The sequence below is a fragment of the Mesorhizobium sp. WSM4906 genome, assembly GCF_029674625.1.
Taxonomy (GTDB): Bacteria; Pseudomonadota; Alphaproteobacteria; order Rhizobiales; family Rhizobiaceae; genus Mesorhizobium.
This window is the reverse complement of sequence record NZ_CP121355.1, coordinates 6,257,911-6,280,597: the sequence shown is the minus strand read 5'-3', so window position 1 is coordinate 6,280,597 and position 22,687 is coordinate 6,257,911. Positions and strand designations below refer to the sequence as shown.

General features: G+C 63.5%; 18 protein-coding genes and 2 pseudogenes. 17 read left to right on the top strand and 3 right to left on the bottom strand.

Annotated elements, in window-relative coordinates; all coding sequences use genetic code 11:
• Positions 1–79: 79 nt before the first annotated feature.
• The 3 genes and pseudogenes from QAZ22_RS30390 to QAZ22_RS30380 form a co-directional block, all read left to right on the top strand.
• Positions 80–460, top strand: coding sequence for a MarR family winged helix-turn-helix transcriptional regulator (locus tag QAZ22_RS30390; protein ID WP_278204599.1), 381 nt, complete (start codon positions 80–82; stop codon positions 458–460).
• A gap of 56 nt (positions 461–516) precedes the next feature.
• A complete protein-coding gene (gene guaA / locus QAZ22_RS30385) occupies positions 517–2,082 on the top strand; it encodes a glutamine-hydrolyzing GMP synthase (RefSeq protein ID WP_278204597.1) in 1,566 nt (521 codons plus the stop codon).
• 280 nt (positions 2,083–2,362) lie between these two features.
• Positions 2,363–2,677: pseudogene (locus tag QAZ22_RS30380) on the top strand (Arm DNA-binding domain-containing protein); the annotation flags it as partial.
• A 55-nt stretch (positions 2,678–2,732) separates the two neighbouring features.
• On the opposite strand, the pseudogene QAZ22_RS30375 reads toward QAZ22_RS30380, so the two are convergent.
• Positions 2,733–3,689 (bottom strand): annotated as a pseudogene (locus QAZ22_RS30375) (acetyl-CoA C-acyltransferase); the annotation flags it as partial.
• A gap of 433 nt (positions 3,690–4,122) precedes the next feature.
• On the opposite strand from QAZ22_RS30375, the gene QAZ22_RS30370 reads away from it, so the two are divergent.
• The 14 genes from QAZ22_RS30370 to QAZ22_RS30305 all read left to right on the top strand — a co-directional run bounded on the left by QAZ22_RS30370 (position 4,123) and on the right by QAZ22_RS30305 (position 18,067).
• Positions 4,123–5,769: an acetoacetate--CoA ligase gene (locus QAZ22_RS30370; protein WP_278207989.1), complete on the top strand. Its 1,647-nt coding sequence runs from the start codon at positions 4,123–4,125 to the stop codon at positions 5,767–5,769.
• On the top strand, positions 5,766–6,917 hold the full coding sequence (locus QAZ22_RS30365) for a thiolase family protein (RefSeq protein ID WP_278204596.1): 1,152 nt from the start codon (positions 5,766–5,768) through the stop codon (positions 6,915–6,917). Before QAZ22_RS30370 ends, QAZ22_RS30365 begins: the two co-directional genes overlap by 4 nt.
• The gene (locus tag QAZ22_RS30360) at positions 6,917–7,357 is read left to right on the top strand and encodes a zinc ribbon domain-containing protein (RefSeq protein ID WP_278204595.1); all 441 of its coding nucleotides are present in this window, start codon (positions 6,917–6,919) and stop codon (positions 7,355–7,357) included. The genes QAZ22_RS30365 and QAZ22_RS30360 overlap by 1 nt, the downstream gene beginning before the upstream one ends.
• Positions 7,354–7,806 (top strand): MaoC family dehydratase, encoded by a 453-nt coding sequence (locus QAZ22_RS30355; protein WP_278204594.1) that lies wholly within the window; start codon positions 7,354–7,356, stop codon positions 7,804–7,806. Before QAZ22_RS30360 ends, QAZ22_RS30355 begins: the two co-directional genes overlap by 4 nt.
• Positions 7,803–9,047 carry an MFS transporter gene (locus QAZ22_RS30350; RefSeq protein WP_278204593.1) on the top strand — a complete coding sequence of 415 codons (1,245 nt, stop codon included), beginning with the start codon at positions 7,803–7,805 and terminating at the stop codon, positions 9,045–9,047. The genes QAZ22_RS30355 and QAZ22_RS30350 overlap by 4 nt, the downstream gene beginning before the upstream one ends.
• An 89-nt stretch (positions 9,048–9,136) precedes the next feature.
• A complete protein-coding gene (locus tag QAZ22_RS30345; RefSeq protein WP_278204592.1) occupies positions 9,137–9,973 on the top strand; it encodes a GntR family transcriptional regulator in 837 nt (278 codons plus the stop codon).
• Positions 9,974–10,174: 201 nt separating this feature from the next.
• Entirely contained in the window at positions 10,175–10,951 is a 777-nt protein-coding gene (locus QAZ22_RS30340) for an SDR family oxidoreductase (RefSeq protein WP_278204591.1), read from the top strand.
• 27 nt (positions 10,952–10,978) lie between these two features.
• Positions 10,979–11,638 (top strand): L-fuculose-phosphate aldolase, encoded by a 660-nt coding sequence (locus tag QAZ22_RS30335; protein ID WP_278204590.1) that lies wholly within the window; start codon positions 10,979–10,981, stop codon positions 11,636–11,638.
• Between the two features lie 70 nt (positions 11,639–11,708).
• Complete coding sequence (locus tag QAZ22_RS30330) at positions 11,709–12,710, top strand: sugar ABC transporter substrate-binding protein (RefSeq protein ID WP_278204589.1); 1,002 nt, start codon at positions 11,709–11,711, stop codon at positions 12,708–12,710.
• A gap of 68 nt (positions 12,711–12,778) precedes the next feature.
• Positions 12,779–14,305, top strand: a complete 1,527-nt coding sequence (locus tag QAZ22_RS30325; protein ID WP_278204588.1) for a sugar ABC transporter ATP-binding protein — start codon at positions 12,779–12,781, stop codon at positions 14,303–14,305.
• Positions 14,302–15,333, top strand: coding sequence for an ABC transporter permease (locus QAZ22_RS30320; protein WP_278204587.1), 1,032 nt, complete (start codon positions 14,302–14,304; stop codon positions 15,331–15,333). The genes QAZ22_RS30325 and QAZ22_RS30320 overlap by 4 nt, the downstream gene beginning before the upstream one ends.
• Complete coding sequence (locus QAZ22_RS30315) at positions 15,330–16,316, top strand: ABC transporter permease (RefSeq protein WP_278204586.1); 987 nt, start codon at positions 15,330–15,332, stop codon at positions 16,314–16,316. The genes QAZ22_RS30320 and QAZ22_RS30315 overlap by 4 nt, the downstream gene beginning before the upstream one ends.
• A gap of 21 nt (positions 16,317–16,337) precedes the next feature.
• A complete protein-coding gene (locus QAZ22_RS30310; RefSeq protein ID WP_278204585.1) occupies positions 16,338–17,303 on the top strand; it encodes a sugar kinase in 966 nt (321 codons plus the stop codon).
• The gene (locus tag QAZ22_RS30305) at positions 17,300–18,067 is read left to right on the top strand and encodes a glucose 1-dehydrogenase (RefSeq protein WP_278204584.1); all 768 of its coding nucleotides are present in this window, start codon (positions 17,300–17,302) and stop codon (positions 18,065–18,067) included. Before QAZ22_RS30310 ends, QAZ22_RS30305 begins: the two co-directional genes overlap by 4 nt.
• A 1,466-nt stretch (positions 18,068–19,533) precedes the next feature.
• Here the strand turns inward: QAZ22_RS30305 and QAZ22_RS30300 are convergent.
• Complete coding sequence (locus QAZ22_RS30300; RefSeq protein WP_278204583.1) at positions 19,534–19,842, bottom strand: hypothetical protein; 309 nt, start codon at positions 19,840–19,842, stop codon at positions 19,534–19,536.
• Positions 19,843–20,951: 1,109 nt separating this feature from the next.
• Positions 20,952–22,154 carry a cation:proton antiporter gene (locus QAZ22_RS30295; protein WP_278204582.1) on the bottom strand — a complete coding sequence of 401 codons (1,203 nt, stop codon included), beginning with the start codon at positions 22,152–22,154 and terminating at the stop codon, positions 20,952–20,954.
• Between the last annotated feature and the right edge of the window lie 533 nt (positions 22,155–22,687).

The window sequence follows — 22,687 nt, the reverse complement described above, 5'->3', positions numbered from 1 at the left end:
AGTCGGGACACTGCCCGATCATGTCGGCTGGCGGCTATGGCAGGCGAGTCGCGCTTGGCAGACGGAATTCGCGTCCGCCATGCGCGCAGCCGGACACAGCTGGTTCAGCGAAGCGCGCGCCGGGCTGCTTGGCCATATCCCCCGCAACGGCACGCGCCAGTCGGCATTGATCGAGCGCTCGGCCACCTCCAAGCAGGCGGTTCAGCAATTGCTCGACGGGCTGGAGGCGGAAGGCGTGCTGGAGCGGTTTCCCGACCCACGGGATGGGCGCGGCAAGCTTGTACGTTATACGCGCAAGGGCTTGGATGCCTTGCGCGACGGCGACCGCATCAAGCTCGAGATCGAACGGGACTACATAGACCGCATCGGCCGAGAGCGTTTCGCGGCGCTCATGGATGCCTTGCGCTCGCTCGACGCCGGACCGGCCGACGCATCGGAAGAAGCATCGGTACCGGAGTAGGCTGTGCGACCGCACAACCCATTGCGCCGACTCGTTTCTTTCTCTAAAGGCTCGCCATGACGACGACAGCCAATCATCCCGACACCGTCCTGATTGTCGATTTCGGCAGCCAGTTCACGCAGCTCATTGCCCGCCGCATCCGCGAGGCCGGCGTCTTTTCCGAGATCGTGCCGTTCCAATCGGCCGAAGCTGCCTTCAAGCGCATCAACCCGAAAGCGGTGATCCTGTCGGGCGGCCCGGCCTCGACCACCGATATCGGCAGCCCGCGCGCGCCGCAGATCGTCTTCGACGCCGGCGTGCCGGTGCTCGGCATCTGTTACGGCCAGATGGCACTCTGCGTGCAGATGGGCGGCGTCGCCGAAAGTTCCAACCATCGCGAGTTCGGCCGCGCCTTCGTCGAGATCGAGAAGGAGAGCCCGCTGTTCGAGGGCCTGTGGGCGCCCGGCCAGCGCCACCAGGTGTGGATGAGCCATGGCGACCGCGTCATCGAATTGCCGCCGGGCTTCAAGGTGCTCGGCAAATCGGAAAGCTCGCCCTTCGCCATCTTCGGCGATATCGAGCGCAAGATGTACGGCATCATGTTCCACCCGGAAGTGGTGCACACGCCGGACGGCGCCAGGCTGCTCCGGAACTTCGTCCACAACATCGCCGGCATCGAGGGCGATTGGACGATGCGCGCCTACCGCGAGCACGCGGTGGAGACGATCCGCAAGCAGGTCGGCAAGGGCAAGGTCATCTGCGCGCTCTCGGGCGGCGTCGACTCCTCCGTCGCGGCGCTTCTCATCCACGAAGCGGTCGGCGACCAGTTGACCTGCATCCTCGTCGATCACGGCCTGATGCGCAAGGACGAGGCCAAGGGTGTCGTGGAGATGTTCCGCCAGCACTACAACCTGCCGCTGATCCTGGTCGACGCCTCCGATCGCTTTATCACGGCGCTGGAAGGCGAGAGCGATCCCGAGAAGAAGCGCAAGACCATCGGCCGCCTGTTCATCGAAGTGTTCGAGGAGGAGGCGAAGAAACTCGGCGGCGCCGACTTCCTGGCGCAGGGCACGCTCTATCCGGACGTCATCGAAAGCGTCTCGTTCGCCGGCGGACCGTCGGTGACGATCAAGTCGCACCACAATGTCGGCGGCCTGCCCGAGCGCATGAACATGAAGCTGGTCGAGCCGCTGCGTGAATTGTTCAAGGACGAGGTGAGGGCGCTCGGCAAGGAACTCGGCCTCCCGGAAAGCTTTATCGGCCGCCATCCGTTCCCTGGCCCCGGCCTTGCCATACGCTGCCCGGGCGGCATCACGCGTGAGAAGCTGGAGATCCTGCGCGAGGCCGACGCCATCTATCTCGACGAGATCCGCAAGGCCGGCCTCTACGACGCCATCTGGCAGGCCTTCGCCGTGCTGCTTCCGGTGCAGACCGTCGGCGTCATGGGCGACGGCCGCACCTATGAGTTCGTCTGCGCGCTGCGCGCGGTAACGTCCGTCGACGGCATGACCGCCGACTTCTACCACTACGACATGAACTTCCTCGGCGCTGCCGCCACCCGTATCATCAACGAGGTGAAAGGCATCAACCGCGTCGTCTACGACGTGACGTCCAAGCCGCCTGGGACGATCGAGTGGGAATGATTTAGCGTCCTTCGCGGCCTATCGCGAACTACCGCTAGTCAACTCTAAGTAGCTGATTTTCAAAGCAGAAATCTTCATCATCTATCGCGGACTATCGCGTGCAAAAGGACCGCTCCGACGGTCTTTTTGACGGTATGCATTTTCTTGTCCGAGCGCCAAAATCGCAATACCGTCAGCCCAATTCAGCCGATGACGGTCTTTTTTCGGAAGCTAACGCGATTTTTGCTTGACGGTCTTTTAGCCGCAAATCGGTCGATTTCCGCCAGAAATGGAGGTCGCCTTGCTGACGGACACGGCGCTTAAGCATCTGAAATCTAAGGCAAAAGATTACAAGGTCACGAACCGTGACGGTATGTACGTCCTCGTCAAAAGCTCGGGCGCGCTGACCTTCCGATACGACTACCGGATGAACGGCCGGCGCGAAACTGTAACGCTCGGACAATATGGGCCGGACGGTATAACACTCGCCCGTGCGAGGGAGCTGTGTCTCGACGCGCGCCGCATGGTGAGTGAGGGAATCTCGCCTGCTCAGGAGAAGCAGCGACATAAGCGGCGCCTGAAAGAAGCGAAGAGCTTCGGCGAGTTCGGAGAACGCTGATAATGTCCTCGTCCCAGCCCATCTCGCGATTGACGGCGATAGCCTGTGCGGCGAAAGCCTCGTTGATCTCCATCACGTCGAGATCGGACGAGCGCCAGCCGGCCTTGTCGAGCGCGCGGCGCGAGGCTGCCACCGGTCCGAGGCCCATGTCCATCGGCTCGACGCCGGCGGAAGCGTAGGACGCGATGCGGGCGAGGGGCGTCAGGCCGAGTTCCTTTACCCGCGCCTCCGACATCACCAGCACCGCCGCTGCGCCGTCATTGAGACCGGATGAGTTGCCGGCCGTGATCGTGCCAGCCGCATCGAAGACCGGCCTCAGCCGGCCGAGGCCTTCCATGGTGGTGGAGGGATTGGGATGTTCGTCACGGTCGATGACGAGATCGCCCTGCCTTGTCCTTATCGAGATCGGGACGATCTCTTCGTCGAACCGGCCAGTCTGGATGGCGACGTCCGCCTTCTCCTGTGAGCGCAGCGCGAACCTGTCCTGTTCTTCGCGGGTGATCTGGTAGCGCTGCGCCAGCGCTTCGGCCGTCACGCCCATATGTACCTGATGGAAGGCATCCCACAGCCCGTCGGTAATCATGGAATCCTTGACCATGTGGTCGCCCATGCGGATGCCGCCGCGCATACCGGAAATGAAATGCGGCGCCGAGGTCATCGAGTCCTGTCCGCCGGCGATCACGCAATCGGCGTCGCCGCAGCGAATGGCCTGGGCGGCGAGATGGATCGACTTCTGGCCGGCGCCGCACACTTTGTTGACGGTCATGGCGGGCACGCTTACCGGCAGGCCGGCTTTGAGCGCGGCCTGCCGCGCCGGGTTCTGCCCGGCGCCGCCGGTCAGCACTTGGCCCATGATCACCTCGCCGACAGTGTCGGGCGCGAGCTGGGTTTCCGCCAGCATCGCCTGGATAAGCTGCGCGCCCAACTCCGCCGCCGACAGGCTGGCGAACGCGCCGTTCAGCTTGCCGATGGGCGTGCGCTTGGCGGCAACGATATAGATCGCATCCATTTCCGATCCTCCGCACGCGCGATCCACATAGGCGGGATCGCCGCTTGACATTCTGGTTATAACCAATAATCATGAAATGCATCGGCAGGCAAGGTCGCGGCATCGAGCCCGGAGTGCGTTGCGGGAGGAAATCCATGTCATCCGTGCTTTGGACGCCGGCGCCGGCCGCGTTCCGATCGTCCAACCTTGCGCGCTTCTCTCTCGCGAATGGTTTCGACCCGCGCGACTACGAAACGCTGCATCGCTGGTCGATCGGCGACCCCGGCGCCTTCTGGCGGGCGGTGTGGGATTTCGCGGAGGTCGTCGGTGAGCCTGGCGCGATCTCCTTCCTGCGCGACGACGATGCGCCCATGACCGGGAGTCGCTTCCTGCCGGAAGCCTCGCTCAATCTCGCGGAAAACCTGCTGCCGGCGACGAAGACAGGGTTGCTCTCATCGAGGGCGACGAGAGCGGCCATTTCCGCACCGTCACGCTCGGCGCGTTGCGCCGGCTCGTTGCCCGGACGGCGCATGGCCTTCGCGCGGCCGGGATCGGCAAGGGCGATTGCGTCGGCGGCATCCTGCCCAATCGCGTCGAGGGTCTCGTCGCTCTGCTGGCGACGCTCTCCATCGGCGCTGTCTGGTCATCCTGCTCGCCGGATTTCGGCGCCGCCGCGATCGCCGACCGCCTCGGCCAGATCGGCCTCAAGGTGCTGTTCGCCGCGCCATGTTACCGCTATGCGGGCAAGGAGCACGACATCTCCGGCAGGCTGGCCGAGATCGTCGCGGCGATGCCGACAGTGACGACGCTGGTGCTGACCGGCAGAACGGGTCTCAAGCCGGACTGTGCGGCGGATTGCATTTCCTTCGACGATTTCGGCGGCGACAGCCCGCTCAGCTTCGAGCGCGTGCCCTTCGACCATCCGGCCTATGTTCTCTACACTTCAGGTACCACGGGCGCGCCGAAAGCGATCGTCCATCGCGCCGGCGGTGTATTGCTCCAGCATCTTAAGGAGCACCTGCTGCATGGCGACGTCCGCCCGGGCGACGTGATGAGCTGGTACACCAACACCGCCTGGATGATGTATCACTGGCTGATCTCCGGCCTCGCCTGCACTGCTGCCGTGGTTCTCTATGACGGCGCGCCGATCCTGAAATCGGCCGATGGCCTCGACCCCAGCCCGCTTTGGAAAATCGCCGAGCGCGCCAGGGTCACGCATTTCGGCACCAGCCCGAAATATCTGGCGACACTTGCGACCGAAGGCTACGCGCCGGGGCGCCTGCATGATCTCCCGTCGCTGCGCTCGCTGCTGTCGGCCGGTGCGCCTGTCTCTCCCGGGCAATTCGACTGGGTCTACGATCATGTGAAGCGCGACATGATCTTCGCTTCGATCTCCGGCGGCACCGAGATCATCGGCTGCTTCCTGCTGGGATCGCCGATCCATCCTGTGCGGCGCGGCGAGCTGACCGTGAAAGGGCTCGGCCTCGCCGTCGGCGTCATGGACGAGCGCAATGCGCCGGTCATCGGCCGGCAAGGCAATCTAGTCTGCACCGAACCGTTCCCGTCGATGCCGCTGACCTTCTGGGGCAAGGATGGCGACGCGCGCTATCACGCCACCTATTTTGCCGCACGCCGCGAGATCTGGACGCATGGCGATGTCGCGGAGATGACGGCTTACGGCTCTGGCATCATCCACGGCCGCTCCGATACGACGCTGAAGCCCGGCGGCGTTCGCGTCGGCACCGCCGAGATCTACGCCGCCTGCGAGAATTTTGCCGAGATCGAGGATTGCCTGGTCTTTGGCGCGCCCATCGAAGGCGACGAGGAGATCGTGCTCTGCGTCAAGCTCAATGACGGTTATGCGCTGACCCCCGAGCTTGCCGCGCGAATTCGCAAAGCGATCCGCGAAGGCGCTTCGCCGCGCCACGTGCCGCACCGCATTCACGCCGTCCAGGCCGTGCCCTATACGCTGAATGGCAAGCGCGTCGAGGGTGCCGCCCGCACCACGCTCGAAGGCAAGCCTGTCAAGAACTTGGCTTCGCTCGCCAATCCGGCCTGCCTCGAGGAATACCGCGCGCTCGATCGGAGCAAGGCGGCATGAGCCGGGCAAAGGGAGCGATCGTCGGCATCGGCGAGTTGAAGCCGCAGCGCCTGACCAGCGGCGTGACGACGCTGGAGATGATCGCCGAGGTCTCGCGCCTGGCGGTGCTCGACGCCGGGCTCGAGCCGGCTGCGATCGACGGGCTGCTGGTCGGGCCGCAGGTCGGCGAGACGCCGCAGCATGTTCCGGCGACGATCGCCGAATATCTGGGCCTCGCGCCGACCATGGCCAATGTCGTCGATCTTGGCGGCGCGTCCGGCGCCGGCATGGTCTGGCGCGCGGCAGCCGCGATCGAGGCCGGCATGTGCGAGACGGTGCTGTGCGTGCTCGCCAACAACCGAGAGGAGGCAGCACCCCGCTCGCCCAACCGCAATCCGATCCGCGAGTTCGATGTGCCCTTCGGCGCCTCCGGCGCCAACATCTCCTACGCGCTGCTGATGCAGGCGCATATGGCGGCATACGGCTCGACCGCGCGGGATTTCGCCCTGATCGCCGCGGCGGCGCGCGCCAATGCGCAGCTCAATCCCGACGCGATCTTCTTCGGCAAGCCGGCCGATGTGGAAGCGGTGCTGGCCTCGCCGATGATCGCCTCGCCGCTGCACCTCCTCGAAATCGTCATGCCGGTCGCCGGCGGTGAAGCGGTCGTCGTCACGTCGGCCAAACGCGCGCGGTCGTTGCGCAAGCTGCCCGTGCATCTACTCGGCGCCGGCGAGAAGATCACGCATCGCGCGGTCAGCCAGGCACCGAGCCTGACCTCCGGTCCGCTGAAGAGCGCCATGGCGCGGGCCTTCGCGCAGTCCGGCATGCAGGCCGACGAGATGCATCTTCTGTCGCTCTACGATTGCTACACGATCATGGTCGCGACCACCATCGAGGATGCCGGCCTCTGCGCGTCGGGCCAGTTCGGCGCGTGGCTCAACGACCACGACCTCTCCCACAAGGGTGACAAGCCGCTCAACACACATGGCGGCCAGCTCGGCTTCGGCCAGCCCGACCTTGCCGGCGGCATGACCCATGTCGTCGAGGCGGTGCGCCAATTGCGCGGCGAGGCGGGCGAACGCCAGATCGGCAAGGCCGGGCTCGCGCTGGTCACCGGCAATGGCGCGACGATGAGCGAAGCGACCGCGCTGGTGCTGGGAGCCGCCTGATGTCCGTCGATCTCAACACGCTGAAAACCCCTGGCCCGACGATCACCGCGCTGACCAAGCCATTCTGGGATGCCGCCGCCGAGGGCCGGCTGAAAATCCAGCACTGCGAGGATTGCGGCAAGGCCATCTTCTATCCGCGCCCGATCTGCCCGCATTGCTGGAGCAGGCGTCTTGTCTGGAAAGACGTATCGGGCAGGGGGCGGCTCAAATCCTTTTCGGAGGTGCACAAGCCCGGCCATCCCGGCTGGCTGCCGACGGCACCTTATGTGGTCGGCCTGGTCGAATTGGCCGAAGGCCCGACGATGCTGAGCTTCATCCTGGCCGGCACACGGCCGCTACAGGTCGGGGACATGTTGCGGCTTGCGCCGACCGCCATCGGCGGCCGTGTCCTGCCGGCCTTCAGACAAATCGAACTCGCAACAGAGGAGGAGCCGCGATGAGCACCGAGACGAAAGACGGTTGGGTGGGTGTCGTGAAAGGCCGTCCGCAGGTCGGCGCCTTTGCCGAGCGCACGCGCCGCACGAGGATGAGCGACATCGAGGCCTTCACCGAGATCACCGGCGATCGCAATCCCCTACATTACGACCGCGCTCTGGCCGAAAAGTCGGTGTTCGGCAAGCTGATCGTCCAGGGCGGCGTGACCTCCGGCATCCTCAACGCGTTGGTCGCCGAAGATCTGCCCGGCCCCGGGACCGTGTTCCTCGAAGTGGCCTGGAAGTTCGTCAAGGCCGTCGGCGTTGACGAGGAGATCACCGGGCGCGTCGAGGTCAAGGAAGTGCGCCCCGACAAGCCGATCTGCAAGATCGAGACCAGCGTGCGCAACGGCCAGGGCGAGCTTTGCCTCACCGGCACGGCCACGGTCTTCACCGTACCGCTGCAAGGCGCATGAGCACAGTCGGCGGCGGCCGGCTTGGCATGGCGGCCGACAGCGAGCGCTGGCGCGTGCTGTCGCTGCTTTGCCTGGCGGTCGTCCTGTCGCTGACCACCTGGTTCTCGGCGACCGCAATCCTTCCCGAATTGAAACAGGATCTGGCGCTGGGCGCGAGCGCCGAGGCGTGGCTGACCAATGGCGTTCAGGTCGGCTTCGTCATCGGCGCGCTGGCGGCGAGCCTGGTCAATTTGCCGGACCTTGTACGGCTGAGCCGCCTGATGGCCGCGGCGGCTCTTGTCGCCGCTTTAGCCAACGCGACGCTGCTCTTCCATCCCGGGCCGGGTGGCGTGATCGCCGCGCGCATCGTCACCGGCGCTGCGCTTGCCGGCGTCTATCCGCCGGCGCTCAAGCTGGTGGCCACCTGGTTCACGCGCGACAGGGGGCTGGCGCTCGGCGCGGTCATCGGCGCGCTGACAGTCGGTTCGGCGCTGCCGCATCTCTTCCGCGCCGTCTCGACCGCGCTCGACTGGCGGCCGGTGGTCGCAGCGGCAAGCGTGGCCACCGCGGCCGGCGCGTTGCTCTTCCTGCTGTTCGCGAAGGAAGGGCCCTATCCCTTCGGCAAGGCGGTGTTCGAGCCCTCGCGGATCGGCCAGGTGTTTCGCGAAAAGCCGCTGCTCCTCGCCAATCTCGGCTATCTCGGCCACATGTGGGAGCTCTACGCCATGTGGGCCTGGCTGCTCGCTTACACCCGCGCGGCCTTCGAGGCGCAGGCGATCGGGACCGCCGCCACCGCCTCGCTCGCGACTTTCCTTGTCGTCGCCTCCGGCATCCTTGGTTGCCTGCTCGGCGGCTATCTGTCGGACCGCATCGGCCGCACCGCCACCACCGCCGGCATGATGCTCGTCTCGGGAAGCTGCGCCCTGCTGATGGGCTTTCTCTTCACCGGCCCGCTCTGGCTGTTCATGCTGGTGGCCATCGTCTGGGGCGTTTCGGTGATCGGTGATTCGGCGCAGTTCTCCGCCGCAGTCACCGAGCTTACCGACCGCCGCTTTGTCGGCACCGCTCTGTCGGTGCAGCTCGGCGCCGGTTTCGCGCTGACGGTGCTTGCCATCTGGCTGACGCCGCGCTTCGCTGATTTCATCGGCGGCTGGCGCTGGGCCTTCCTGCTGTTGGTCCCCGGACCGCTTCTGGGGGCGGCTGCCATGCTGTGGTTGCGAAACTTGCCGGAGAGCGAGAAAATGGGGGGCGGCCTCCGTTAGGAGCCGCTGCTGCGCTTTGAATCGCGGCAAACATTCTACCGGGCGGTATGCCCGCAGCCTGAAGACCGATGATGGAACAAGCAACCAGAATGCGCGGGCGTCCTCGTTACGACCAGGAAGATGCCGAGGCGGCCGAGGCGTTCCGCTCGATCGGCTCGAAGGTTCAGCTCAATCGCGACGAGGCCGCCCCGCTTTGGGTGCAGTTGCGCAACCAGTTCGAGGAAGCGATCAACACCGGCCTGCTGGCCGCCAATTCACGCATTCCCTCCGAACAGGCACTTTGCGATTTCTTCGGCGTGTCGCGCCCCGTGGTGCGCGCCGCGATCGGCTCGCTTTCCAACGAAGGCCGCATCATCAAGATGCCGCGCAAGGGCATGTTCGTCGCAGCTCCCCGCGAGCATGTCGACTTCATGACCGCCAATCTCGGCGTCTTCGACGACCTGACCGCGAAGGGCCACAAGGTCTCGACCCGCACGCTGGAAATCTATCGCTGTCCGCCGAGCGAGAAGGAGTCGAAGGTCTTCGGAATTCCCGCCAATGGCAGCGTGGTACGCATCAGCCGCGTCTACATGACCGACGGCTCGCCGATCACCATGACGCGCATCAGCCTGCCGGGACATCGGGTGCCGGGCCTGGAGAACATCCTGTCGGAAAACCAGTCGATCTTCGGCACCATCCGCGCCGTCTTCGGCCTCACCGTGAAGCGCGCCGACCGCTGGCTCCGCGCGGCATTGCCCACCAAGGAAGAGGCCGATGAGATGGGCGTCGCCGCCAACACACCGCTGATCGAGATCGAGTCGATCGCCTATGACGCGGATGGTGCGGCGCTCGAATATTACGAGGCCTTCTACAACTCCTCCGTCGCCCGCATCCACATGGCGGTCGAGCAGCCATCCGCCACGGTGAACGGCGTCGATCGTACCTGAGTTACGCTCACTCAAAAAAGATTCTGTTTTCTGGTTATAACCAGATTGACGGGCGCGGGGAGCTTCTGTAACGTCTCTGTCATGGGGTCGGGAGGAGCCTGACCCAGAGGCATTTATCAGGACCTATAGGCTTGCAGCGCTGCGTCGGCGGCGAGGGCGAAGTTTTGCCCGTGCTTGAGCCTGTCCTGATGGAGGACGTGCATGGATTACCGGTCGCAATTCGACCTGACAGGCGAGGTTGCTGTCGTCACCGGCGGCGCCAGCGGCATCGGCCTCGAGGCCGCCAAGGCGCTGGGGATTTGCGGCGCAAGAATCGTCCTGATCGACATGAATGCGGACGGGCTGAATGCCGCTGCCGAAGCGCTCACGGCCGCTGGCATCGCGAGCGTCGATGGCCGCGTGTTGAACGTTACCGATCCGCAAGCCGTCGAGGCGATAGCCGCTCAGATCGTCAGTGATTTCGGCAAGGTCGATATCCTGGTCAACAGCGCCGGCATCGCGCGCCTCAACACCGCGCTCGACACCCCGGACGAAGAATGGCGCCTGGTGATGGATGTCAACGTCAACGGCGTCTACTGGGCTTCGCGCGCCTTCGGCCGTTCGATGGTCGATTGCAAGAAGGGCTCAATCGTCAATCTGGGTTCCATGTCGGGCCTGATCATCAACCGTCCGCAGACGGCGCCGTCCTACATGGTGAGCAAGGGCGCCGTGCACATGATGACCAAGGCGCTCGCGGTCGAATGGGCGAAATCGGGCGTGCGCGTCAACGCGCTGGCGCCGGGCTATGTCGGCACCGAGATGACGCTGAAGATGCGCGAGCGTCCCGAACTCTTCAACACCTGGATCGACATGACGCCGATGGGCCGGCTGGGCACACCGCAGGAGATCGCCTCGGCGATTCTGTTCCTGGCGTCGCCGGCCTCGAGCTACGTCACTGGCGCGATCCTGTCGATCGATGGCGGCTACACGGCCTGGTGACGGACTGAGCAAGGATTGGAATATCGCATGACCGTTTCGGAGCGAGATGTGCGCCAGGCCATCATCGACGCCTGTATCGAGATGAACGCACTCGGCATCAACCAGGGCACGTCAGGCAACATCAGCTGCCGCCATGGCGAGGGCATGCTGATCTCGCCGACCAGCACGCCCTATGACACGCTGCAGCCGGAAGACATCGTCTTCATGGGTTGGGATGGCGAGGTCGACGGACGCCTGCCGCCGTCCAGCGAATGGCGCTTCCATCTCGACATCATGAAGGCACGGCCCGAGGTCAACGCGGTCGTTCACGCGCATCCGACCTACTGCACGACGATCGCCATCATGGGCAGGAAGATACCAGCGATCCACTACATGGTCGCCGTCGCCGGCGGCAGCGACATACGCTGCGCGCCCTACGCCACCTTCGGCACGGCGGAGCTTTCGGCGCATGCGGTGGAAGCGCTGCGCGGCCGCAAGGCCTGCCTGCTTGCCCAGCACGGCATGATTGCCGTCGGGTCGAGCCTCGCCCAGGCGATGTGGCTGGCCGTCGAGGTCGAGACGCTGGCGCGCCAGTATCACGGCGCCCTGCAGATCGGCGAGCCGCCGATCCTGTCCGACGAGGAGATCGAAAACGTCATCAAGCGCATGGCCAGCTACGGCCTGCGTGACAATGACGCCGCTGCCTGAGGAGCAGCCACCTGCTGTTTCGCATATCCTCCGGGACGGCCCGGAGCGATCAACAAGGGAGGAAATCGAAATGACCAGATCCATGAAAGGCCTCGTCAAGGCGCTTGCTTTGGGGTTAGCGGCGGCTTGCAGCTTGGCGGCGATCTCCGGCGCGACGGCCGAGGAACTGTCGCTCAAGGGCAAGCGCGTAGGCGTCTCTGCGATTGGCACGGATCACTATTGGGACCTGATGGCGTTCCGCGGCATTCAGGACCGCGTTAAGGAGCTCGGCGGCGAAGTCATCGCGCTCGACGCCGGGCGCAAGGACCAGCAGCAGATCGCGCAGCTGCAGACGCTGATCGCGCAGAAGCCGGACGCCATCATCGAGCAACTCGGCAATCTCGAAGTGCTGAACCCGTGGCTGCAGAAGATTCGCGACGCCGGCATCCCGTTGTTCACGGTCGATACGGCTACGCCGCACGCCATCAACAACACCACGTCCAACAACTACAATATCGGCGCCGAGATCGCCCTGCAGATGGTCGCCGACATGGGCGGCAAGGGCAATGTGCTGGTCTTCAACGGCTTCTACAGCGTACCGGTCTGCAAGATCCGCTACGACCAGCTGAAATATGTGCTGACCTCGTTCCCGGATGTGAAGATCGTCGAGCCCGAGCTGCGCGACGTCATCCCGAACACGGTGCAGAGCGCCTATTCGAACGTCACCGACATGCTGACCAAGTCCCCTGAGAAGGGCTCTATCGGCGCGGTATGGGCCTGCTGGGACGTGCCCCAGATCGGCGCCACGCAGGCGGTCGAGGCAGCGGGCCGCAACGAGGTCAAGACCTACGGCATCGACGGCAGCCCGGAAGTCGTCAAGATGGTGATGGACCCGAAATCGTCGGCCGGCGCCGTTGCCGCGCAGCAGCCCTACGAGATCGGCAAGACTTCGGTCGACAACGTCGCCAAATACCTGGCTGGCCAAAAAGTGCCGCCCTTCACCTTCGTTCCGGCGGTGCTGATCAACAAGGAAAACGCTGCCGAAAAAGGAAAGCCGTTTCTCGACGCCGCCGAAAAAGCCGGCGTTAAATAGGACGGAACGAAACGGCGGGCAGCCATGCCTATTTGGCTGCCCGTCACACCCAACCAGGATAGACGGCCATGCAAACAGCAAAGCGTGACATTGCTGTATCGATGACGGACATATCGAAGCGGTTCGGTCCGGTGCGCGCCTTGGAGAACGCGAACCTTGAGATCGCCCGGGGCTCGATCCTCGGCCTTGTCGGCCAGAACGGCGCTGGCAAGTCGACCATCATCAAGGTGCTGGCCGGCATCATCAAGCCGGACAGCGGCTCGATCGTCATCAATGGCGAGACCGTCAGCGCGTTGACGCCGGCATCGGTTGAAAAGCTCGGCGTGCATTTCATCCACCAGGATAGGCTGCTGGTGCCGACCGCGACCGTCGGTGAGGCTGTCTTCCTCGGCCACGAGATCGGCCTCGGCCCGTTCGTCAGCCGCCGCGCCATGGAGCGCAGGGCCGCAGACCTGCTGAAGCGCTTCTTCGGCATGGATTTGCCGGCTGGAACGCTGGTGAAAGACCTGACCACGGCGCAGCAGAAGGTCGTCCAGATCACCCGCGCGCTGGCGCAAAAGGCATCGGTGCTGGTGCTCGACGAGCCGACGGCGGCACTGGTCAAGCGTGAGGTCGACAGCCTGTTCGACGTGTTGCGCCGGCTGCGCGACGACGGCATCGCCGTGGTCTTCATCTCCCACTACATGCAGGAGATCGAAAAGCTCTGCGACCGCGTCACCGTGATGCGCAACGGCACCGATGTCGGCACGGTCGATCCGCGCCAGACGCCGATCGACGAGATCATCGCGATGATGATCGCCCGTGATGTCGGCGAGATGTTTCCGAAGCGCTCGATCACGCTCGGCGCGCCGGTGCTGGAGGTTTCCAACCTGCGCCTCGGCGGCAGCTTCGAAAATGTCGGCTTCAACGTCCGCGCCGGCGAGATCGTCGGCCTGACCGGCCTGCTCGGCTCCGGCGCCAAGGAAATCGTCCAGTGCCTGTTCGGGCTCAAGACTCCCGATGGCGGCCAGGTCAAGGTCGAGGGCAGGGAGCTGTCGCTGTCGACGCCAGTCAAGGCGGTGCGCGACGGCATCGCCATGCTGCCGGAAGACCGCCGCGCCCATGGCGTGGCGCTTGGCCTTTCCGTGCGCGAGAACATCTCCTTGGCCAGCCTGCGCCGCTATTCGCAAAGCGGCATGGTCAGTCGTGGCGCTGAGAACCAGGCGGTGGACGGCCTGATCAAGGAACTGTCGATCAAGACGCCGCATCGCGACGCGCTGGTGCGCGAGCTCTCCGGCGGCAACCAGCAGAAGGTGGCGATCGCCAAATGGCTGAGCTGCCAGTCGCGCGTCTATGTATTGGACGAGCCGACCGTTGCCGTCGATGTCGGCGCCAAGGTCGAGATCTACAATCTCCTCAATCGCCTGGCGGGCGAAGGCGCGGCGATCCTGCTTCTGTCCTCCGATCTGCTCGAACTGGTCGGCGTTTGCGACCGCGTGCTGGTCGTCTATCGCGGCAGGCTTGCCGGCAGTTTCTCCGGCCCTGCGATGAACAGCGACGCGCTGCTGGCCGCTTCGTCCGGCGCCCGCTCGAACACCGATGGAGTGGCCGCATGAGCGCGACTGTCCTCCACGCCGAAGTCGCCGTTTCCGACGAAAAGCAGGCAGCCGCCAAGAGCGCCGGCCGCCGCTTTGGCGCCTTGGTCGTGAGGCTTGGCGCGATCGCCGCCTTCGCCGCGATCATGGCCTATTTCGTGATCTTCGCGCCGGGCTTCACCTCGACTTTCAACCTGATCAACGTCGTCGAGCAGTCGGCGATCCTCGGCGTGCTCGCCTATGGCATGACGGCCGTCATCATCGGCGGCGGCTCCGATGTCACCGAAGGCGGCATCGACCTTTCGATCGCCGCCAATATGGGGTTGTGCGCGGCGGTCTACGCCACGCTTCTGTCGATGGGCTATGGCGACTTCCTCTCGGTGCTCGCGGCGATCGCCGTCGGCATGGCGGTCGGCGCGCTGAACGCCCTCGCCGTGGTTGGCTTCGGCATCCTGCCGCTGCTCGCAACGCTTGCCGTGCTCAATGTAGCGGCCGGCATGGAACTCACGCTCACCCAGAACACGGTCGTCGGCGCATCCTCCCCGCTGCTCGGCGTGCTGGTGTCGGGCAGCTTCCTCGGCATCTCGGCGCTTGCCTGGGCGCTGATCGTCTTCTCCGCGATCATGATCGTGGTTGTTCACGGCACATCGTTCGGCCTCAGGCTCTACGCGGTTGGCGGCCATCCCGAGGCGGCGCGCGCGGCAGGCATCAGCGTGCCGTTCTACGTCTCCTTCACCTATGTTCTCAGCGGCTTCTGCGCGGCCGTGGCGGCGATCCTCACCGTATCGCGCCTGTCGGCCAGCACGCCCGGCTCCGGCGAGCTGCTTCTGTCGGTGCTGGCCGCGGCGCTGCTCGGCACCGTCTTTTCCCGGCGCTTCGTGCCGACCATGGGCGGCACGCTGTTCAGCGTGCTGTTCATCGGCCTTCTGGCCAACGGCTTCCAACTGCTCAACGTCTCCAGCTACTGGGTCAACGGCGTGCAGGGCGCGCTGATCCTGCTGGTGGTGGCCATCACATCCTTTGCCCGCGGTTCGGAGGGTTCGCGATGAACGTCTCGGCCAACGACAACTCGGCTAAGGTGAGCCTGCGCGGCTTCCTCGCCAAATACAGCGTGCTCATCGCCTTCGCGGCCATCGTCGTCTTCTTTTCGGTGGCGAGCCCGACCTTCCTGACGCCGGCCAACCTCTTCAACGTGCTGGTCAACAACGTCGTCATGCTGGCGATCGTGGCGCTCGGCCTCACAATCGTCATCTCGTCCGGCGGCATCGATCTCTCGGTCGGCGTCTCGGTCGACATGGCAAGCATGATCTTCGTCATGCTTCTGGCCGCCGGCTACAGCGGCGTGGTCGGCGTCGCCGGCGGACTTGGCGCCGCTTTGATCGTCGGCATCCTCAACACGATCCTGATCACCAGGCTCAACATCAGCCCGTTCCTGGCGACGCTCGGCGTGCTCTTCATCGGCCAAAGCACGCAGCAGCTCGCCACCAGCGGCGGCCAGCCGATCTATCTCACCAGCGGGTATGCGGCAGACCAGTTCAACGCCATCGCTCGCACCGCTCTGTTCGGGATACCGACGCCGGTCATCGTGCTGATCGTCCTCGTCGTCGCGGTTCATGTCCTGCTGCATCGCTCGGTCTTCGGCCGCTACGTGCAGGCGATGGGCGCGCAGCCGGGCGTAGCCTGGTATTCCGGCATCCGCGTGCCGCGCGAATTGTCGACGGTGCATGTTTTGTGCGCGCTGCTTGCCGGCGTCACCGGCATCCTGCTCTCGGCGACCGTGAAGTCCTACGTGCCGCTCTCCGGCAACGCCTTCCTGCTCGATGCGATCGGCGCCACCTTCATCGGCACGACGCTGAGCCGCGAGCGCAAGCCCTCGGTCATCGGCACGCTGCTTGGCGTGCTGCTGCTCGCCATCGTCAAGAACGGGCTGTTGCTGGTCGGCTGGAATTTCTACTGGCAGCAGGTCGGCATCGGCGTGCTCGTCTTCCTGGTGCTGGCCGCAAGCTTCGGCCTGCGCCGCGCCGCCCATTGAGTTCGAAAGGTCAAGTCAACCATGCCACAATTCGACGTCAGCTCGATCGGCTTCTACGTCCTCGACATCCTGGGGCGGCCGGTCTCGCGCATCCCCGAAGGCGGCCGCGCCGGCTATATCGAGGAGATCCGCATGACCGTCGCTGGCACCGCCGGCGCAACCGGCATGGACTGCGCCATTCTCGGCCTGAAGACGCGCGCCGTCACCACGCTTGGCACCGACGATATGGGCGACTGGTTTCTCGCCAAGCTGAAGAAATACGGCCTGGAGACGAGCCTTGTCCGCCGCGACGGCAGCGTCCAGACCTCGTCCACCATCCTGCCGGTGCGGCCGAACGGCGAGCGTCCGGCTCTGCATGTGCCCGGCACCGCAACCTTGTTCGAGGTCGCCGATGCCGACATGGACGCTGCGCTCGACGCGACCGTCGTCCATGTCGGCGGCACCGGCCTGTTGAAGCGCTTCGACGGCGAGCCGACCGTCAGGCTCTTGAAACGCGCCAAGGAGCTTGGACGCGTCACCACCTTCGATCTCATCCAGGCGACGCCGGAGACGTGGAAACTGGTCGAGCCGTGCCTTCCTTACATCGACTATTTCGTGCCCAGCATCGACGAAGCCGGCGAGATGGCGCACGACCGCGATCCGGCCCGCGTCGCCGCTTTCTTCAAGGCGAAGGGCGTGAAGAACTGCATTATCACGCTGGGCGCCGGCGGGGTCTATATCTCCCCCGAACAGGGCGAAGATTTCCATCTGCCGGCCTTCGAGGTCGAGGTCTTCGACACCACGGGTTGCGGCGATTCCTTCACCGCAGGCATCATCGTCGGCATCGTCCGTGGGTGGGACCTGAAACAGTCCGCGCGCTTTGCCAGCGCGGTCGCCGCCAAGGTGGCGATGGGGCTGGGCTCCGACGGCAAACTCGTTTCGTTCGACGACACGGTCGCGGCGATGAATTCGCTCCCGGTCAAGACATCAAAGGTGGAAGCAGCATGACCATTCTCCCCGAAGCCAAGGGCAAGACGGCTCTCGTCACCGGCGCCAGCCGCGGCATCGGCAGGGCGCTCGCCAAAGGGCTCGCCGAAGCTGGCTTCGATGTCGCCATCACCGATCTGCCCTCGCAGGCGGCCGGGCTCGACGTGTCCAAAGGCGAGATCGAGGCGGCTGGCCGCAAGGCCTATGTCTATACGATGGATGTCAGCAAGAAGGAGGACATCGAGGCGACCGCGCTGGCGCTGCTCAAGGCTGCCGGCAGCATCGATGTGCTGGTCAACAATGCGGGCATCCTGAAACCCAGCCTGCTGCAGGATCTCGACGAGGCCAATTGGGATGCGCATTTCGACATCAACGCCAAGGGCGTGCTGATGATGTGCCAGGCGGTGCTGCCGCATATGCGCGCCAGGAAGTCGGGCAGGGTGATCAACATCGCCTCGATCGCCGGCCGGCAGGGCGTGCCGACGCAGGGCCACTACGCCGCGACCAAGGCGGTGGTGATCACGCTGACCCGCGTGCTGGCGCAAGAGGTCGGCATGGACGGCGTCACCGTCAACGCCATCTGCCCCGGCATCATCCTGACCGAGATGGGCAAGAACAATCTAGGCAGCGAAGCGGCGATCCGCCATTGGGAGGAGGTCGCGGCGCTGAAGCGCCTCGGCGCGCCAGAAGACATCGTCGGACCGGTGCTGTTCTTCGCCTCGGATCTCTCGGCCTTCGTCACCGGCCAGGCGCTCAACGTCGACGGCGGCATCTACTACCACTGACCACTCGCTGGGTGGCCTGCGCGATCGCTAAGCCCACTTCTTGGCGCAGAGCCGCCGTTTGCCCCATGGAATGCTTGAGTCGGATTCGGTTCAGAACGGCTGGTTCAGCGGAACGCTTGAGGAAGTGTCGAGGGCGTTCAAAGAGGAGAGGGATCGTCTTAACGCAGGGTTGAATTGCGCATGGAACAGCTTCAAGTCACTCTTCATATTGGTCATTTGGTTCGCCGACCATACGAGACTATACGAAGGATATGGGTTGGCTAACCATCCTGTAAGCCATTGATTTTCTTTGGCAGTCTCACACCCTCCGGGCCCACCATTATCGTTATTTATCAATGGTAGGGTGGTTCGCCACGAGGTTCGCCAATAGGTTCGCCAAGCATCGGCTTGCGCGTCACCAGACGCACGACTCGATCCATCCCCTGCACCGCCAGCCGAACCTGCAAGGTTTCTCATCACCTCGACGAGGTGCTTGCCGTAGGGGATGAGTTGACGATTCTCAAAGACGGGCAATTCGTCGGCACGTATCGCACGAGCGAGATCGCGTCGGGTGAAATTCATCGTCGCAGGGTGGGGCGCGAGCTTGCGAAGTTAGGGACACCTAGCGGCGGGCTGGTGGAGAGGATAGCGGCATCGTGTGCAAAAGGAAGAGGTCAACCCAGACGGTTATGCCCTACCGCGCTTCGAAAGCGCTCGCAGTAGGGCAGTTTCGTCGGTGGTGCCGTTATCGAAAAGTTGGAACAGTTCCTTAGCCAGGTATTCCCGCTGCTCCCGGTCTTTCTTGGCTAGGCGACGCTCATCGCACAAGCGGTCAAACACCCGCTGGAGCATATCCAAATCAGCAGGGCAGTAGACACCACTGCAACGCGACACTGACATGGCCGCCGCCCTCAGCGCGGCTTATGTAGACTATCTCAAACGGGTTCGGACGCGAAGAAAATTGTCCCATTTTGGAGCGAATGCACAGCTTGATGAGTTACGGTGAGCGGTCAGTCCCTTAGGGTGTAGCCGCATCTAATCGCAGGAAGCCCGTCGCCAACGCTCATTAGCCGCGACGGGCTTTTCTCTTGGGACAAATTGGTTCTTGAGGGACAACCGAGCTGCGAAGCTACAATTAGGATAGCAACGTCACGGCCGAGGAGAAGAGGGTCGACCGCCAGGGCAAAGAAGCGACCGGCCCTCTTGCCGAGGACGCTCGCAGCAGCGCCCAGAGACGGGGTGTGGGGACAGACACCAGGCGGCCGCGAGCCTGAAAGTCACGCTATCACATTAGCAGGCGCTTGGATAACAGAATCGATGCTGCGGTGCGGCCTTTGGCCAAAAGGTAAGGCCGATTAGGGAGCCGACCGGCCTTCAGTTCGCAGGGGCCATAGAGGTGGCTAGAGTTTAGGGGACGAGCCGACCCGCTGAGATTTTCATCAAGCCTGACATCCGTCCTGATGGCAACGGAAAATCGCACTTGGCCGCTACTCGTGATCGTCATCCAATTTCGCGGTAATCTTCCGCCATATTGATCCGTATTCCTTGACGCCGTGCTCGAGATCGTGGGCGGTGTACCAGTTCAATAGCTTGGCATACTCACGCTTCCATTCCAGGGTGTTCGCACTGTCATTCTCGTCTTCCGTGCAGTGGACCGTTTTGTAGAACTCCAACACCTTGCGATAATATGCGGTCGCTCGCTTGTGCTGCCGGTCCTTCTTCCATGCGGCCCGTACTCCCCAAATCAGCCATGCGAAGAGGCCAAGGATGATCCATGGGGAGAGGTCGTGCAACAATCGTTCCATCCCGGGTCGCTGACGGAAATCCGTTGAAGCAGCTGGTCATCTGGCGCGACGAATAGATGAGCAGCGGGCGGCCCGGCACTCCGGCGGGGGTAGGCTTGGCAGGGCCGGGCCTGACCGGCGAGCTCGGAAGCGAAACAGGGCGCCGGCTGACGAGGAAATATACGCCCCTGCCGAAATACTCGGCACGCATCCATAAGGACGAGGCTGGAAGTAGGCCAACGCAGCTTCCGTGCTAGATCACAGGCACCGCTATCCCAGTGTCTCATCTCGGGACGGAAGCTTTGGCACCCGTCTTGCGTAGAACAAATTGCCGGAAACAGCGGAATTGGACACTTGCGTTTGATCGTACAGCCTGGGCGAAAGCCAGGGTCACCGAAGTGCCTGTACTCAGAGCCACTGCAGATTGATGATTTGCAGACCGGTGAGAATGGTGAGATCACCATCTCGATAATTGCAGATGACATCTACTCGAAGAACTCCACGCAACGCTATCAGATCAGCTTGACCGACGCCGAGCTCAGCTTGCTCGTCGCCAACGCCAGACTGCGCCGGCGAGCATGACGGCGCCGATCGCGCCCGATGTGTATCCAACAAAAGTCAAAGGTCCTCGGCTCGCTCCAAAGAGCATCCATACCTTGCAGGCCTCAGCGCCTCAGCGCGCTTTATGAACAGGAGGACTGGGCTTCGACGCTTCGGCTAAGTAGACCACAATCGCAGACCAATGGTGGCGCGATGATGTTCGCCGCCCCACGCTGCATCCCTCGGAGGTATACGTGCTGAAATTGTCAGAGACCGCCTCAGGGCGGGTCCAGAAACCAAACCAAAACGCCAATGGTCACCAGCACCGCTGCCGCGGGAATTGACAATTAGCGACCGAGGGGCCTCCGCGAAAGCTCGCTCAGTTTCGCCTCGCCGATGATTCCAGCCTGGTAGTAGGCGATTATCCGCGAGGCCCTCTTCTCCCGAGTCTCGCGATAGATTAGCCTCGATTAAAAACTGTCGCGAGCAGTGCTAATTCAATTCTGCCGGTGTGAATACGTTTCTTCCAAGGGACATGGTGGCCCCATCTGCCACACTTTTCGCAAGCAAAACAGACTGATTTAAGCCTCACTGTCGCGCTTACCCCCGGTAAGTCTCATCCGCCCTATCAGCCAAGGCATAGTCAGTCCTTGGACAAAAATTGAGAACGCTACGACCGCAAAGGCCGTCACGATGATCGCGCTGCGCTCGGCTATATTCTCGGGAAGGGCAAGCGCCAGCCCAAGAGCGAGTGAACCCCGCAGTCCTCCCCAGACGAGAATGTGCTGATGTTTGAGATCAACCTTCAGTGGGCTCCCATTTAGCAGGGCACAGAGTGGATAGATGGCCAGCATGCGACCGAGCAGCACGAGCACGACGGCAACCGCCGAACTTGCCGCGAAAAATGCAAGCGGCTGGTGCGCTTCATGGCCGCCGATCAGGATGAACACGACCGAGTTGGCAAGGAAGGCCGCATATTCCCAAAAAGCGAGCACATGGCTGCGCGCATTGGCCGATATTGCGCCCTTCCAACCCACATTCCCGACCATCAAACCGGCGGTGAGCGTTGCGAGAACGCCAGACGTGCCGAACTTCTCCGCAATCAAAAACGACCCGTATGCGGCAATCGTCGTAAGCGTGATCTCGACAAGGTGATCCTCGGTCCGCCCCGCAACGAGTAGAAGCACGGCCGCCACAGTGGAACCGACGGCAACGCCTCCTGCGACCATCCATGCAAATGACGACGCTATCGCCAATGGCGTAGCACTGGCGCCGGAAGCGACCACCAACATGATTGCGAAGCCGACGGCTGCCGCGCCATCGTTGAGCAGGCTTTCGGATTCGACCAATAGTCCGAGGCGGGGTTGGACCCGTATTTCCCTGAAGGCAGCCAGTACCGACACCGGATCGGTGGCGGCAATGAGCACGCCGAAGAGGCCTGCTCCGATCCAGCTCCAGTCGAGTAGAAGACGCATTCCAGCAGCTACCGCTGCAGCAGCGATCACGACACCGGGAAAGGCGAGCAGCACCGTCACCGGCAGGTTCACTCTAAAGTGACGCCACTCGATTTCGAGGGCAGCCTGAAAGATCAGCGGCGGCAGGAACACAGTAAAAACCAGGTCCGGGCTGAGAGGCAGTTTGGCTACGCCAGGCAAAAAACTGAGCGCGATACCGGCAGCAACCAGCCCCACGCTGTAGGGAAGCCGCAATCGCCTGCAGGTCATGGCAACCAGCGAAGCCGTAAGTAGGATCATTCCCAATGTCGGGATAGACAGCTCGTCCATTGCGCCTCCAGGTCGTCGGCGCGCTGTAAGCGCTCGCCGGCTAAATGAGCGTGCCTCAGATAAAGGCAACAATAGAGATGCCTCTCCATCTCCTCACAGGCTGCTGAAGGGGCGCAAGCTCCGCATGGACTCGTGATCCACGGAACTCCCTCTTTCGTGCTCAGGCCACTCCCGTCCAGGATGCTAGCGAGTTCGCTTAATTGTGCAACGCTCGGCCTGTCTCAATTGAAAGCATGCCAGCGACGCTGCGATATAGCGGCGGGGATGCCATATGACGCTCGGTCGCAGAATACTTAGTACGCGCTGCTCTTGGCCTCGATGGAATCGCGAAGTGCCTTGACGTCGCCCAGCGCAACCGGATCGGCCTTGTTCCCCAGGCGTTTCGAACGTACGTCGTCACCGCAGTTTGTGCTTCCGGCGCTTTTGTTGTTCGGCCTAGTTTTCTGGCTGCAAAGGCGGCGAAAGGGGGCTGGCTTGCCGGCTGTCGCCACTCCCTGAGGTGTTGCCAATCAGCCTCTGGCCGTCATCAGTCT

What these genes read in the sequence shown, in the direction of transcription:
- QAZ22_RS30390 (WP_278204599.1), top strand. Translation starts at nt 80, where the DNA reads ATGCGCGCAGCCGGACACAGCTGGTTCAGCGAAGCGCGCGCCGGGCTG.
- guaA (WP_278204597.1), top strand. Translation starts at nt 517, where the DNA reads ATGACGACGACAGCCAATCATCCCGACACCGTCCTGATTGTCGATTTC.
- QAZ22_RS30365 (WP_278204596.1), top strand. Translation starts at nt 5,766, where the DNA reads ATGAGCCGGGCAAAGGGAGCGATCGTCGGCATCGGCGAGTTGAAGCCG.
- QAZ22_RS30360 (WP_278204595.1), top strand. Translation starts at nt 6,917, where the DNA reads ATGTCCGTCGATCTCAACACGCTGAAAACCCCTGGCCCGACGATCACC.
- QAZ22_RS30355 (WP_278204594.1), top strand. Translation starts at nt 7,354, where the DNA reads ATGAGCACCGAGACGAAAGACGGTTGGGTGGGTGTCGTGAAAGGCCGT.
- QAZ22_RS30350 (WP_278204593.1), top strand. Translation starts at nt 7,803, where the DNA reads ATGAGCACAGTCGGCGGCGGCCGGCTTGGCATGGCGGCCGACAGCGAG.
- QAZ22_RS30345 (WP_278204592.1), top strand. Translation starts at nt 9,137, where the DNA reads ATGCGCGGGCGTCCTCGTTACGACCAGGAAGATGCCGAGGCGGCCGAG.
- QAZ22_RS30340 (WP_278204591.1), top strand. Translation starts at nt 10,175, where the DNA reads ATGGATTACCGGTCGCAATTCGACCTGACAGGCGAGGTTGCTGTCGTC.
- QAZ22_RS30335 (WP_278204590.1), top strand. Translation starts at nt 10,979, where the DNA reads ATGACCGTTTCGGAGCGAGATGTGCGCCAGGCCATCATCGACGCCTGT.
- QAZ22_RS30330 (WP_278204589.1), top strand. Translation starts at nt 11,709, where the DNA reads ATGACCAGATCCATGAAAGGCCTCGTCAAGGCGCTTGCTTTGGGGTTA.
- QAZ22_RS30325 (WP_278204588.1), top strand. Translation starts at nt 12,779, where the DNA reads ATGCAAACAGCAAAGCGTGACATTGCTGTATCGATGACGGACATATCG.
- QAZ22_RS30320 (WP_278204587.1), top strand. Translation starts at nt 14,302, where the DNA reads ATGAGCGCGACTGTCCTCCACGCCGAAGTCGCCGTTTCCGACGAAAAG.
- QAZ22_RS30315 (WP_278204586.1), top strand. Translation starts at nt 15,330, where the DNA reads ATGAACGTCTCGGCCAACGACAACTCGGCTAAGGTGAGCCTGCGCGGC.
- QAZ22_RS30310 (WP_278204585.1), top strand. Translation starts at nt 16,338, where the DNA reads ATGCCACAATTCGACGTCAGCTCGATCGGCTTCTACGTCCTCGACATC.
- QAZ22_RS30305 (WP_278204584.1), top strand. Translation starts at nt 17,300, where the DNA reads ATGACCATTCTCCCCGAAGCCAAGGGCAAGACGGCTCTCGTCACCGGC.
- QAZ22_RS30295 (WP_278204582.1), bottom strand. Translation starts at nt 22,154, where the DNA reads ATGGACGAGCTGTCTATCCCGACATTGGGAATGATCCTACTTACGGCT.